We start from the raw sequence: 13,412 nt of genomic DNA, 5'->3' as shown, positions 1-13,412 counted from the left end.
AAAGTCCGGGTACGCTTATAACCCGCTGACCCGGACTTTTAAATCTTTTATCGATACATTACTGTTTCTGTTCATCCTGCTCATTATCGAACATCTCTGAGAAATCCTTGATCATTGAATCTTCTGTGGAGAGTGTCTCATCAAAATCCTCTTCCTGCTCATCTTCCTGTTTCTGTTCTTTCGTCTCAGGTGCAGTATAAACAGGTGCCGCCTGAAGCTGATCCAGGTGCTCCGCTGCAGATTCTTCCAAACCTGTGATAGCTTTCATGGTTGCTGCATCGATATCAAAGGCTTCTGAATTCAAAGTTTCAAGCTGAGCAGCTGCCAATGCCTTGTACTGTGCTCTGTATCGGTTATACTGCTGCAGCAGATCTGTTGTCTTTACATGCAGTTGTTCAAGTTCAACCTTGGCATCCGCAACGATTGTCTGAGCCTTCAGAACAGCCTCCTGCTCAATAACTGTCGCATTCTTCTTGGCACCAACGATTGTTTCTTCTGCTGTTGTCTCCGCCAGAACAAGTGCTTTCTGAAGAGACTTCTCAATTTCCTTATAATGATCCAGGCTGGCATTCAGGTTATTGATTTTCTCTTTCAGTGAAAGGTTCTCTTTGTACAATGCTTCATAATCTGATGAGATTGTTGAGAAAAAGCTGTCCACATCCGCTTTGGAATAGCCCATACCACTATTCTTAAAAGTCTTTCCCTGAATTTCAATTGGTGTTAACATAATTGTCAAACCTCCTTATCTATTCTTCTTCAGAATATCCGAATGCCGGAACATTCACATTCGAAGATGCAAGTTCCTGAAGATCTCCGGTAATGTCAATATCTTCAGGTGTTACAATAACAATTGTTTCTGAAATCTGTTTGATATTGCCATTGATGGCATAACAGGATCCTGATACAAAATCAATGATTCTCTGTGCTTCCTGTGTTGTGACTGCCTCAAAGTTGATGATTGCCGCACGTCCGGACTGAATAATATCACAAATTTCCTGACACGCATTAAAATCATTCGGTTTTGAAACACATACTTCCATGCTGCGGGACGCTGTATGCATCGGTACAATCTTACTGTTTCGTCCATATGGTGTGCTCTTTCTTGAAGAACGGGAGGATGAATAATTGCTGTGCGTGCTCTTTGGAGCCGGCTCATCATCTAAATCCGCATAACTGTCCAACCCGTCATCCTGCTTAGCAGTTGTATGTCTGGTTCTGAAAGTAGTTTTCTCTGCACCTGCTGCCTTCTTTCTCTTGGCATGTTCTGCAGCTTCTTCCTCATCCTCTATCTCCTCATCATACTCTTCGTAATCTTCATATTCATCATCATTAAGCTTCATAAAATCAAGAATTTTGTTAAAGCCTTTACTCATTCTGTTATACGCTCCTCTTTATTAGATTGAATTTCATTGTCAGATAAAATCTTTTATATCTGGTAATTTCTTTCACCGAATATACCAGTACCAACACGAACCATTGTTGCACCTTCCTCTATGGCAACTTCATAATCGCCGGTCATGCCCATGGATAGTTCGTCCATATCAACATTATCAATGTTTTTGCTTTTTATGTCAACAGATAATTGTTTTAATTTTTTGAAATAAATACGATTATCTTCCGGATTATCCGTAAATGGAGCAATTGTCATCAATCCCTTGATCTTGACATGCTTCAATGCTGCAACTGCCCGAACAAGTTCAATTGCCTCATTACACGTTGTACCAAACTTGGATTCCTCTCCAGCAACATTTACTTCAATCAGTACATTCATAATCGTATCTGCCTTGGCCGCTTCATGCTCAATCTGCTCAGCCAGTCTCAGTGAATCAACAGAATGGATCAGTACGGTCTTACCGATCAGATACTTGACCTTATTGCGCTGCAAATGCCCAATCATATGCCATCTGATATTCTTCGGCAGAACATCATACTTATCTGACAATTCCTGTACTTTATTCTCACCATAATCAAGTATACCCGTCGTCAATACTTCTTCAATATCACTGACTGGTTTTGTCTTACTGACCGCAATCAGTCTGACTTCTTCTCTTGACCTGCCTGCTCTGTCACAGGCATCCTGAATATTCTTCTCAACTTCTATAACATTCTCTGTAAGCATTTCATTGCCTCCTTCATGTATTTCCTAATAAATTATCTGGTTCTCTTTGACATCACCGCCATTGAGAATAATATGATCATACAGTGTAACACCATAGCTCATTTTATCACTGATAATGCAGTAATCTCCATATTCATATAAAATATCGATCAATCTGAACAATGCATAACCTCTGTTAATGTTATAAACGCCCTTCAATGCCACCACTTCACCGACAGTAAAAGTTTCACCTGAAGACGGATTCTTCAGTTCTGTTCCTTCACGGATATCCGCACAATCAATATAACAGTACTTATCATCCTGTGAATATACAGTAGGTTTTATAAATTCTGTATCTTCACCACTGACTATATAGAAACCTTTTTCATCACTTCCATCCGTCATCTGAAGATATTCAATCGGTATTTTGTAAAAGTTCTTGCTTGTAACGGATGATTTCGGTATTTTCAGTCCATCATAATTGTTCCAGACAATTTCGATATCAATATATCTGTCATTGCAGTATCTGACCATATAATTAGACAGATCAAAGCTGACGTAACTTGTACCATCTTTCTCAAAAACATTGATATCTGCTGAAACTTTGATATTGTCACGCTTTAAAACCAGATCAACTGTCTTCATATCCTGCAGCCGCTTAAGCTGCTGGGCTGTTGGGCAGATTACAATCTGCCACTTATCACTGTAAATGATCTTGTAAACCGGAGAACCTTTGTCCACTTTCATACCTGCTGACAGCTGGGTCTTCTCGTAACTCCGTGATGTCAATAACTCCGGCGTCAGATCATCGGTTGTATATTCTTCCATCTGATCATATGTATAACTGATAACACCGGACTCATCTGCTGCCATCACACTGTACTTACCCGATACATCACCACTCATGGAACTAATATTGCTGCGGCTGACAATACGGCTGATAATGTTATTCAATTGATATTCCAGATCATAGACATGAGAATAATCAGCATCGCTGTATTTCTTCTTGAAAGAATTCACCTGTTCACGAATACTGCTGTAATCACTTTCACTGAATTCACTGGCTGTATCCTGTTTGGCATTGCTGGCTCCGGAGGCTTCGATCATACACACGCTGCTATTCTTGGCTGCCATATCACCATTATTCACAAAATAGTTCAGATAACCGCTGCTGTCTGCAGACACAACAGCTTCATCACGAAGTATAAGACCCGTAAAAGAATCACTGTCTACAATACTTCCCTGCTGTACTTCGCAAAATGATATATGATTCCGTGTAAAATAGGCGACACCATTGGCAACCATATAAAAAAAGATACCTACAAACACAATCAGCCCTATATTCAGTTTTAAATGTTTCCTTCCGCCTGCCTTCGCATTGCTGTGTTTTGTCTCCATTTAAATCAAAAAACTCCTTTTAGTGCTGAACCGTCTCTATAATTAAAGTATTTCCCCTGATAACTGTTACAGGCCCTCATATATGCTTCAAATTCATCCTTCAATTTCCACCAGCTTGTCTGCCAGTTGCAAAATACTGCATCCTTCTCCGGGATCCGGCTGAATAACCGCTCTACCGCAATGGAGGGAGCCATATTCTCAAGCATCCGTCTGATTCGCTCAAAATATTCTTCCTTGCTGCAGATATCCAGATGTCCGTCACAATAGTCTTCTGCCATCCGACTGTCCTTTGCAATATAAAGAGAATGGATCTTCACAATATCTGTCCCCAACACAGATACAATTCTGGCTGTCTCAACAGCGTCTCTCACAGTATCCCCGGGAAGATTGGCAATTAAATGCGTGCATGTCGTAAATGGATACTGTCTGATGGCAAGCATGGCATCTATATATTCTGCCAGGCCATGTCCTCTGTTAATCCTGTCCAGTGTATGATAATTGGCCGTCTGAAGTCCCAATTCAATATTGATCTGAATGTCTGTCCTCTCCTGAAGATCAGCCATACACTGAAGATAATCCCTGCGTATACAATCCGGCCGCGTTGATACAGATATCTCCACAATATCCGGAAAACATGAAGCTTCTGTCAAATATGCCTTAAACTGCTCCATTGGCATATATGTATTCGTATAGTTCTGAAAATATGCGATGAATTTATGGGCTTTATAACGTTTCTCCACAATCTGCCTGACATGCTGCATCTGCTCGGTCACCGATTCAGGCTCCCATCCGGCTTCAAACCCGGTCCCCTGATCAGAGCAAAAACTGCAGCCTTTCTGACCGCTACATCGATTCGGGCAGGCTACAGGAAGATTTACCGGAAGTTTATATACCTTTTCTCCATATCGCTCTTTCAGCCAGTTGGAATAAGAATAATACACTTTATGTCCTCCTTACTTAAACCTGCATTATACAATTATATCTTTTTTTGCCCTATATTGGAACCCTTTTTCACAAATTTATCATAAAGTACGCATAATCTTCACACTTTTTACAATAATAATGATATCATTTTCTTTATCAAAAAGGAGGAATTTTCATGGAGAGGAACTGGCTGGACATTGTTGCCCTCATACTGATCATCATTGGTGCCATTAACTGGGGACTGATCGGTTTCTTCAGATTTGATCTGATTGCCAGTCTTTTCGGACAATTATCAGCAATCAGCAGGATTATTTATGCCATCGTCGGCATAGCCGGAATATACTCACTCATACTTTTCTGGAAATTGAAAACAGAATAATTTTGTTAATTATCTCTATCACATGATGACATGGAAAAAGCAGCAGACCATACTTCTATGCCTCTGCTGCTTTTGGTTGTAAAAATAATGATATTCCCTATAATGAAATAACAATATCTTTCTTAAATTCTTCCGGAATACTGTCTGCATCGATAGAAACGCTGATTGTAAAATCAACATGGAACTTCTCAGAAATATCTGACAACTTGGATAATACATAACCAACATAGTCATCTGATACACTTGCAATTGTCAGAAAACTGTCAAAAAACATATGTTCCAGATCATTGTCCTGTGAAATCAGGCCACAGATAAAACCAAGAAACGCATCATATGTATCAATAGGGAAATCTCCCACATTGATCAGACGGATACGATTGCTTAATTCATACATATGCTTATTATTCTTGTCAAGATATACAACACTGCCGTTGGCAGCTTTCACTGCTTCATTCGCTTTCTGAATCAAGAACTTTGTTTTTCCTTTACCTTTTACACCTGATATAATCTGTATCATCGTAATCTCCTCCTAGCATATACACGTAAATTATATTTAAAATATAATTTATTTGTCTTAATTATAGTATAAATTGTCTAAAAATACAATGCTTATTTGCGAATTTTTGATAATAATTTTGACATACTCGAATATAGTGTGTCTTTATCCGGACAACCTAACAAAACAGATATATACCCGTTGCCTGAAGCATCTTCTACATACAGGATCAGACACAAGCCTGCATTATCTGTGGTTCCGGTTTTGCCTCCGATAATGCTGACACCATCCGGAGGGGTTTTGTAACCCAGCAGATAATAGTTTGTTGTCTCATAAGTCTGCTGCATCTCCTGACCGTCTCTTGTAAAGTCTGCTGTATAGCTGGCCTGATGAATAGCGTCTTTGAAAACATCGTATTTCAGACATTCCTTAAATATCAGATAGAGATCATAGGCTGTTGTATAATGATCCGGATCATCCAGACCATTCGGAGTCACAAAATGTGTCTGTGTTGCACCAAGCTTTGCAACTGTCTCATTCATCTTATCGCAGAAAGCCGGAATATCACCGCCACTGACAGCCGATGCCACTGCATTGGCTGCATCATTGCCTGAATAGATCAGCATGCAGTAAAGCAACGTTCGAAGTGTCATCTTATCTCCGGGCTTAAAGCCGCAGACCTGTGCGTCTGCCACATCGATATTCACATCATCTGTCAATGTGACCTCCTGATCCAGATCTTTATCGCTGACACTCTGAAGGGCCACAAGGGCTGTCAATATCTTGGTAATACTTGCCGGCGGCATCTGAGTATAAATATTATAAGCAGTGAGTACTGTACTGTCTGTTGTTCCGGTAAGAAAAACTTCCTTGGCATCAATCTGAGAAAGCGTCTCAGAATCAATGCCGTTTTCACTGTCATCTACGGATACGACACCGAGATCCGCCGCAAATCCTTCCCATACACGTGTATCGATCATAGATGATACATCTGCTGTCTTACTGGCAGTTACACCTGCGTACGGTTTCAGATAGGTCCCCTGACTCTGACAACCGCATAAAAGCATGCTGCATACACAAACAGCTGCTAATAGTTTCTTCATCATTCTTCACCTGTTTACTTGTAAAATTCACGCCATTCAAGATCGCCTCTGTCAAGGGCCTTGATCAGCAACTCTGCTGTCGCAAGATTCGTTGCGATGGGAATATTGTGGGCATCACAAAGGCTGACAATGGCATGTGCATCCGGTTCATGCCGCTTTGGTGTATAAGGATCTCTCAGAAAGATCATCAGATCGATATTGTTATGCTCGATCTGCGCACCAAGCTGCTGCTCACCGCCAAGATGGCCTGCAAGGAACTTGTGGATATTCAGATTAGTGACTTCTTCTATTAAACGACCGGTTGTACCTGTCGCATATAATTCATTTCTTGCCAGAATTCCTCTGTATGCAATACAGAAATTCTGCATCAGCATTTTCTTTGTGTCATGTGCTACTAAACCAATGTTCATAAAACATTACCTCCTGTTCCGCTGTAAACCAACATTTAAAACTAAACCAATACATATATAATTACTCAGCAATGAACTCAGACCATAGCTGACAAAAGGCAGCGGCAACCCCGTATTCGGCAGCATACCTGTGGCCACACTGACATTGACAAAAGTCTGGAATATCAGAATACCGGCAGTTCCAGATGCAATCAGGCGTCCTTTCATATCTCTTGCATCTTTGGCAATGTGAAGACATTCCAAAATGATCAGCAGGAGTAATCCGAGTACCACACAGCTTCCTATAAATCCCAGTTCTTCTCCCACAACTGCGAAAATAAAGTCTGTTTGCGGCTCGGATATAAAGTTTCCGCCTTTTACAGATGTAATGGTGTTGTTATTGAGCCCTTTACCTGTAAGCATTCCTGATCCGATTGCCATGATTGAATTATATTGCTGATGATAGGTTGTCAAAAGGTAATCAGAAGGATTAAGGAACGTCAAAATTCTCTGAAGCTGATAGCCATGGAGTAAAATCTGTCCCGGCTGCTGAATATACCAGATCAGCAGGCCTGCCAACGGTACCGATATCCCCAATATGATACCGATGATCTTGTAGCTGAGACCTCCCACAAACATCATTGTACAGAATAAAAATGCAAAAACAAGCGTTGTCGACAGATCGGGCTCCAATGCGACTAAGAGCATCGGGATCACATAAAGAATACCGATCTTGATAATCGTTGTCAGACTGTTGATTTTCTCTTTCTGTTCGCTGATGAGATGTGCAAAAATAATCAGCATGATTACCTTACTGAGCTCTGATGGCTGAAAAGTACCAAAAGGCCCCAATGAAAACCATCTTGTAGCACCATTCACATTGATGCCCAAGAGCTTGACAGCAATCAACATACCTATATTAATAGAATACAAAAACCATTCGAATTTTGCAATATAATTATAGTCAATAAGTGAAAAAAATATCATCACCACTGATCCGCCGATAAAACCCATCAGCTGTTTGACTGCAAACCCATCCGCCGCGCTGTTAATAACGAGTATACCTATAATACTAAGTACCCATACATACAAAATCAGGCGAAAATCATACATATGAACATTATATTTATTTGCATGATACTGAAATTCTTTTTTTCTTCGTTGTAACATTTTTCTCCTATCATACCGAATGACGGTTTACTTCCTTAAACGGAGCATAAACAGTCAGAAGCGGTACCATGGACCGATTCTGATTCTCTTTTTGTGTTATTTTAATGTCTATGTTCTGTGTATCTATTTCAACATATTTGCTTAGTACAGAGACAATATCTGTATAAATGCTATCTGTGATTTCTGCAGGACAGGATACCCTGTCTGCCATCAAAAGCTGTTTCAGGCGCCTGCTTGCCACCTTGCCCGAAACCTTTACGGATCGTTTAAAAAGGAAAGAAAACATTGTCTCACCTCCCCTTTACCTGTGCACCAGATAATCAGCAACTCTGAAAAAGAAACTTCTTCGGGGCGGATAACAAGCCAGGGGCACCTCTTCACCCATAATCCGTCTGCATATATTCTCATAGGCTTTGCCGGATGCAGTTCCTGATCCGATTAGTGTTTCTCCCTGATTCGTGGCCACAACCACATTTTCATCATCCGGAATGACTCCGATCAGATCCAGTGACAAAATATCAACAATATCTTCGATAGTCATCATATCTCCTCTTCTGACCATATCGTACCGGATGCGATTGACGATCAGATGAATATTCCTGATATGAGAAGCTTCTAAAAGTCCTGTGATGCGGTCTGCATCCCGGATCGCTGATACCTCCGGCGTTGTCACGATGATCGCTCTGTCCGCACCGGCAATGGCGTTGTAAAAGCCACGCTCAATACCGGCAGGACAATCAATCAAAATATAATCAAAGTCATCTCTCAGCTGTTCGATCAGCTTTTTCATCTGCTCCGGTGAAACGCTGGTCTTATCTCTTGTCTGCGCTGACGGCAGAAGAAACAGATTGGGATAACGTCTGTCCCTGATCAGTGCCTGCTTGATCCGACAGCCACCCTCGATGATATCTACCAGATGGTAGACAATTCTATTTTCCAGTCCCATGACCACATCCAGATTTCTCAGACCAATATCTGTATCGATCAAAACTGTTTTTTTGTCTGCAGCTGCCAGCCCGGCACCAATATTGGCTGTTGACGTTGTCTTTCCGACACCGCCTTTTCCGGATGTGATCACAAATACTTCTCCCATACTCAAACCTCCTGAAAACATCTGCTTTTTTCTTTATTGCATTGTCTTCAGTATCTTTCAATTCGGGTGTACGCAGAACCCGGCACGAATTTAATCGGTCCGAATATCCTGAGCAGGAATATTCGCTGTTCTCGCTGTTGTTGATTCACCCTCTTCATCAGATGAATTGTTATATGGTACATTAAAATAGTAACACATCAGATCTGCATAAAGATCCAGGACATTGGATGAACCATGACCATTTGGAATGATCAGTGTTGCTGCCACTTCCGGCTTTTCATAAGGTGCATAACCGATAAACAATCCGTGGTTAGGTAAAGTTTCAGATACCTGCGCTGTACCGGATTTACCAGCCAGCGTTACTTCAAGATTGCCCATCTTTGAACGGTAAGAGGATTCATTACATACCTTGTACATACCTCTGTGAACAATATCCCATGTGCTCTGTTTTAATTCAATCTTGCTTGTCAGCTTCGGCTGATTTTCCTCTAACACATTGCCTTCACTGTCTGTAATCTTATCCAAAATGGAAAGCTGATATAAATTACCGGTATTGGCGATCGCCGTCACATATCTTGTCAACTCAGCCGCTGTGTAATTATGCGTTGTCTGACCAATAGCAGAACGTACAATACTTTCATCTGAAATCTTCGGCGTTGTCTCCGGAAGTTCCAGACCTGATACAGAATCAAGGCCAAACATGGATGCATATTTGGCTAATAACGTAAGTCCCTTACTGTCACTAAGCTCCGTTGTGTTATTGTTTGATCCCAATCTGTAACCAACCTCATAGAAGAAATAGTTACAGGAATATTCTATAGCCTGTTCCACATTAATGGTACCATGACCGGATGAATCCCAACAGTTCGCATGAGGTTCAACCTTCGTGTAGGTGACATTATCCGTGATCCATGTATCTTCATCAATCACGCCTTCTTCCAGACCGGCAATGGCTGAAATCGGCTTAAATGTAGAACCTGGTGCCAATGTCTGCTGTGTTGCACGATTATATAACGGCGAAGATTCATTATTGATCAACGATGAATAGTACTTGACATTATTGATCTGGTTTGCATCATATCCCGGATAAGAAACAAGTGCTTTCACCTTTCCGGTATCAACATCCGTCACCACATAAGAACCGGAACATGGCGGCAATGCCAGCATATCCGGTGTGATCTCCAGATTATAGATCTTGGTGTACATAAAATTGTAGGCTGACATATCACCGGACAATAATTTTTCATAATCATCATCTTTCTCCAACACATTCTGGGAATACAGCAGCAGGCAGATGTCTGCACCGCTGATATAGTCGTTCTGAAGCATATAGTAAATAGCTTTTTTTTCGAAGCCTTCATATAAAGGCAGTTCCTCTTTAACATAGGAAAGAAGCGCATTGTAAATTTCTTCTGTATTCAGATAATCACTGGACAGGTTTAAGGAACTGATGTTAACAATATCCTTTGTGATGGCATATTCTATCAGATCATTAAAGCTAATATTACCTGCATTCCATTCTGACAGTGTCTCATCATTGTCATCCAGATTGCCTGTATTTAATATTTCTCTGTCCTTCAGCATATTATAAGCCATCATCAGATAGCTTTTATATTCGTCATTCAGATCTTTAAGGGCTGTTCCCATTTTATCTTCCATAGAAGATGAAGTATCACTTTCATAATTCTTATAATTATTCCAGAATGTTTTTTCCTGATTATCCGCGTCACTGGCACTTAAATGATCCAGGCTGATGACATTATTATCGATCAGTGCATAATAAAATTCTTTGATCGGTATCATGACATCACTGTCTGTCTTTGTTGTTTTATCAGACATGTAAGTCAACAGGATACCGGCAATTCTTTCTTCAATTTTATCATAAGCTGTCTTTTGAAGTTCTGCATCAATAGACAGATACACATCCTCCCCGGGAACCGGATCTGTTTTCTCTGCTACTTCAAGCACACTCCCCAGACTGTTGACATATAACTTCTGCGACCCCTTTGTGCCTTTTAACTTGGATTCAAAATAAGATTCCGCACCTGCCTTACCAATCTGATCATTCAAAGAATAACTGTCATTGCCCTGTTCTTTGTACTCCGCCAGTTCATCTTCTGAAATAGAACCGATATAGCCGGTAATATTGGAAAAATACTTGCTGTCTGCATAAACTCTTGTATAATCCTGTTTGACAGAAACACCCGGAAGAACATCTGCGTTTTCTTCGACAGCAGCTACCAGCTGGTCATTGACATCATTGGCAACTGTAACAGAAAGGTACTTCTCGTATCGCTTCATCCAGAGATCAAAACGAACTGATAAGATTTTAAGCGCTTCTTCATCCGTATAAGATTCATCCAGATTAAAGAATTTCTTACCTCTCATATACTGATAAACATCTTCCGCTGTTGCATTCTTTTGTTCATCTGTCAGTGTCTCAGAACTATAGACATCCTTTTTAAATCTTAAAACTGTGCCCTCTCCTGCACTAAAGCTCATATTGCCCTCTTCATCCATCTGAAGGGGAATATCATAGATCAGCGTATTGCCTGTGGATTCAACAAAATTCACAAGCTTGGCAATCATTGTATTCTTTGTCTGATTATCTGTCAGAAGCGTACTATCTTCCAATGTGATCGAATAAGACAATTTATTGTAAGCCAACGGCACACCATTCACATCATAAATGGTTCCTCTGGGACTCTCGATTTCTGTATCTTTCTGAATACGATAAGTGAAAGTATTCAGATAATCTTCGCCATTGATGATCTGAAGGTCAAACAAACGATGCACTAGGATACCGATCATGACAGCACAGATAACGCCAAGTACAAAAGTTCTTGTCTTAATATAATTCAGTAAATCCTCAAGAAGATTTTTAAACAATTAGGTTCTCACTTCCTTTTTTCTGTAAGTGTTCAGTAATAATTAATATGATTCTGTAAAGGAAAACCGCAATAATGACAGTATATACCGCCTCCGGTAAAATGATTCTCCTCAGATAAAACAGCACATTCAATCTGCCTCGGATCATAAAGCCGAAAATGTACATATAGCATCCGTAAAACAAATCTGCCGCAGCGATCATTAATACAGGAAATGTAATATCCTCTTTGTAAAAAATGCGATTGCCGATACCTGTCAGATATCCGCACAGCAGATAGCCAAAGGCATACATGCCAATATAAGGTCCAAACATCAGATCCAGCAGCAATCCGCTGAAAAATCCGACCAGACATCCCTCCAGACTCCCGTTGATGATTGCAATGGAAGCTGTCAGAATGATCAGCAGATTCGGTACAACATCAGCCAGACTCAAATGTGTAAAAAATGAGCATTGCAGCAGCACAAAAAGAAGAATCATCCCGCCATAAGCCAGAACCTTTTTCATTCTTCTCCCTCCCCGCTGTCTGCTGTGGAAGATGTCTGTGTCTCTGTCTCTGATGACGATGTATCAGATGGCACTGTGCCTGATTCAGATACTCCGGATGAATTGCCGGAATCTTCCATATCGGCTTTGAGCTGTTTAATAACCAGCACATTAGAAAGATGCTGGAAATCCACAGCCGGAGTCAGCTTGGCACTGAGGGTCAGTTCTGAATCATCCTCCGTCACTTCACTGATATAGCCGATCAAGAGTCCCGGAAGATATTTGTTGCTGATATAAGAAGTTACCACTTCATCCCCCTTAACAACAGTGGAATCTTTTGTGATCAATTCCACATTCAGCATGCCGCTGTCCATCAATGTCAGATTACCATTGACAATACAAATATCCCTATTTTTGCTGATCATGCCGCTGACATTGCTTGTATCATCAATGATACTTCTTACAACAGATGAATTGGCATTCACTTGTGTCACAATTCCCACAAGACCATTATCCGCCACAACATTCATATCTTTTTCTATGCCGTCGGAACTTCCTTTGTTGATGGTAAATGTATCATACCAGTTGCCGGCGTCTTTTCCTATAATTCTGGCACCTGTCATCTCATAAGATGGATACTTCTCTGAAAGTTCAAGAAGCTTGAGCAGATCTTCATAATCTGACAGGTTATTCTCCATCGATGTTAATTTTGCCTGTAGTTTCTCAACTTCATCATTCAATACTTCATTCTGAGACTGAAGTTCTGCCGTCTTATGTTTTCTCCGGGCAATACTTGCGGTGAAATCGCCAAAGCTATTGATTCCTTCCTGCATCGGCGCCATCAACGAATTGATAATAGTTCCTGCTGTAGGAACAGATGCTCCCTTAAAGAGACTGAAACCGATTCCCGCAAGACATAGGATACTGAGTACCGCCAGAATATACTTGGGCTTTATTTTATTTTTTCTGTTGTTCTTCATATTCATTCC

The 13,412-nt window shown here is 40.7% G+C and carries 15 protein-coding genes; 1 reads left to right on the top strand and 14 read right to left on the bottom strand.

From position 1 onward, the window contains the following. Positions 1–58: 58 nt before the first annotated feature. Genes HED67_RS03685 through HED67_RS03665 form a run of 5 tightly spaced genes read right to left on the bottom strand, consistent with a single transcriptional unit; the run spans position 59 to position 4,437 of the window. A complete protein-coding gene (locus HED67_RS03685) occupies positions 59–727 on the bottom strand; it encodes a DivIVA domain-containing protein (protein WP_221717551.1) in 669 nt (222 codons plus the stop codon). A 19-nt stretch (positions 728–746) separates the two neighbouring features. Beyond that, on the bottom strand, positions 747–1,373 hold the full coding sequence (locus tag HED67_RS03680; protein ID WP_178441491.1) for a cell division protein SepF: 627 nt from the start codon (positions 1,371–1,373) through the stop codon (positions 747–749). Between the two features lie 53 nt (positions 1,374–1,426). Next, positions 1,427–2,119, bottom strand: coding sequence for a YggS family pyridoxal phosphate-dependent enzyme (locus tag HED67_RS03675; protein WP_221717550.1), 693 nt, complete (start codon positions 2,117–2,119; stop codon positions 1,427–1,429). Positions 2,120–2,143: 24 nt separating this feature from the next. Further along, positions 2,144–3,496: an HlyD family efflux transporter periplasmic adaptor subunit gene (locus HED67_RS03670; RefSeq protein WP_221717549.1), complete on the bottom strand. Its 1,353-nt coding sequence runs from the start codon at positions 3,494–3,496 to the stop codon at positions 2,144–2,146. A gap of 5 nt (positions 3,497–3,501) precedes the next feature. Next, positions 3,502–4,437, bottom strand: coding sequence for a TIGR01212 family radical SAM protein (locus HED67_RS03665; protein WP_221717548.1), 936 nt, complete (start codon positions 4,435–4,437; stop codon positions 3,502–3,504). 158 nt (positions 4,438–4,595) lie between these two features. On the opposite strand from HED67_RS03665, the gene HED67_RS03660 reads away from it, so the two are divergent. Then, positions 4,596–4,799 carry a DUF378 domain-containing protein gene (locus tag HED67_RS03660; protein WP_178441495.1) on the top strand — a complete coding sequence of 68 codons (204 nt, stop codon included), beginning with the start codon at positions 4,596–4,598 and terminating at the stop codon, positions 4,797–4,799. A 97-nt stretch (positions 4,800–4,896) separates the two neighbouring features. Here HED67_RS03660 and HED67_RS03655 read toward each other — a convergent pair whose 3' ends face one another. From HED67_RS03655 to mreC, 9 genes are all read right to left on the bottom strand, one after another. Continuing rightward, positions 4,897–5,316: a twitching motility protein PilT gene (locus tag HED67_RS03655; protein ID WP_178441496.1), complete on the bottom strand. Its 420-nt coding sequence runs from the start codon at positions 5,314–5,316 to the stop codon at positions 4,897–4,899. A 92-nt stretch (positions 5,317–5,408) separates the two neighbouring features. Continuing rightward, positions 5,409–6,398 carry a D-alanyl-D-alanine carboxypeptidase family protein gene (locus HED67_RS03650; RefSeq protein WP_221717547.1) on the bottom strand — a complete coding sequence of 330 codons (990 nt, stop codon included), beginning with the start codon at positions 6,396–6,398 and terminating at the stop codon, positions 5,409–5,411. 14 nt (positions 6,399–6,412) lie between these two features. Then, positions 6,413–6,808 (bottom strand): methylglyoxal synthase, encoded by a 396-nt coding sequence (locus HED67_RS03645; RefSeq protein ID WP_015514122.1) that lies wholly within the window; start codon positions 6,806–6,808, stop codon positions 6,413–6,415. A gap of 6 nt (positions 6,809–6,814) precedes the next feature. Next, on the bottom strand, positions 6,815–7,957 hold the full coding sequence (locus HED67_RS03640; RefSeq protein WP_178441498.1) for an FtsW/RodA/SpoVE family cell cycle protein: 1,143 nt from the start codon (positions 7,955–7,957) through the stop codon (positions 6,815–6,817). 10 nt (positions 7,958–7,967) lie between these two features. Then, positions 7,968–8,243 carry a cell division topological specificity factor MinE gene (minE, locus tag HED67_RS03635; protein WP_178441499.1) on the bottom strand — a complete coding sequence of 92 codons (276 nt, stop codon included), beginning with the start codon at positions 8,241–8,243 and terminating at the stop codon, positions 7,968–7,970. A gap of 15 nt (positions 8,244–8,258) precedes the next feature. After that, entirely contained in the window at positions 8,259–9,050 is a 792-nt protein-coding gene (minD, locus tag HED67_RS03630) for a septum site-determining protein MinD (RefSeq protein ID WP_178441500.1), read from the bottom strand. Between the two features lie 90 nt (positions 9,051–9,140). Beyond that, positions 9,141–11,939: a penicillin-binding transpeptidase domain-containing protein gene (locus HED67_RS03625; protein ID WP_221717546.1), complete on the bottom strand. Its 2,799-nt coding sequence runs from the start codon at positions 11,937–11,939 to the stop codon at positions 9,141–9,143. Beyond that, entirely contained in the window at positions 11,932–12,444 is a 513-nt protein-coding gene (gene mreD / locus HED67_RS03620) for a rod shape-determining protein MreD (RefSeq protein WP_178441502.1), read from the bottom strand. Before mreD ends, HED67_RS03625 begins: the two co-directional genes overlap by 8 nt. Further along, positions 12,441–13,403: a rod shape-determining protein MreC gene (gene mreC, locus HED67_RS03615; RefSeq protein ID WP_221717545.1), complete on the bottom strand. Its 963-nt coding sequence runs from the start codon at positions 13,401–13,403 to the stop codon at positions 12,441–12,443. The genes mreD and mreC overlap by 4 nt, the downstream gene beginning before the upstream one ends. Positions 13,404–13,412 lie beyond the last annotated feature (9 nt).

Source organism: Pseudocoprococcus catus (assembly GCF_019734885.1).
GTDB lineage: Bacteria > Bacillota > Clostridia > Lachnospirales > Lachnospiraceae > Coprococcus_A > Coprococcus_A catus.
Note: the sequence above shows the minus strand (reverse complement) of the source record. Positions and strands in the feature narration are given on the sequence as shown.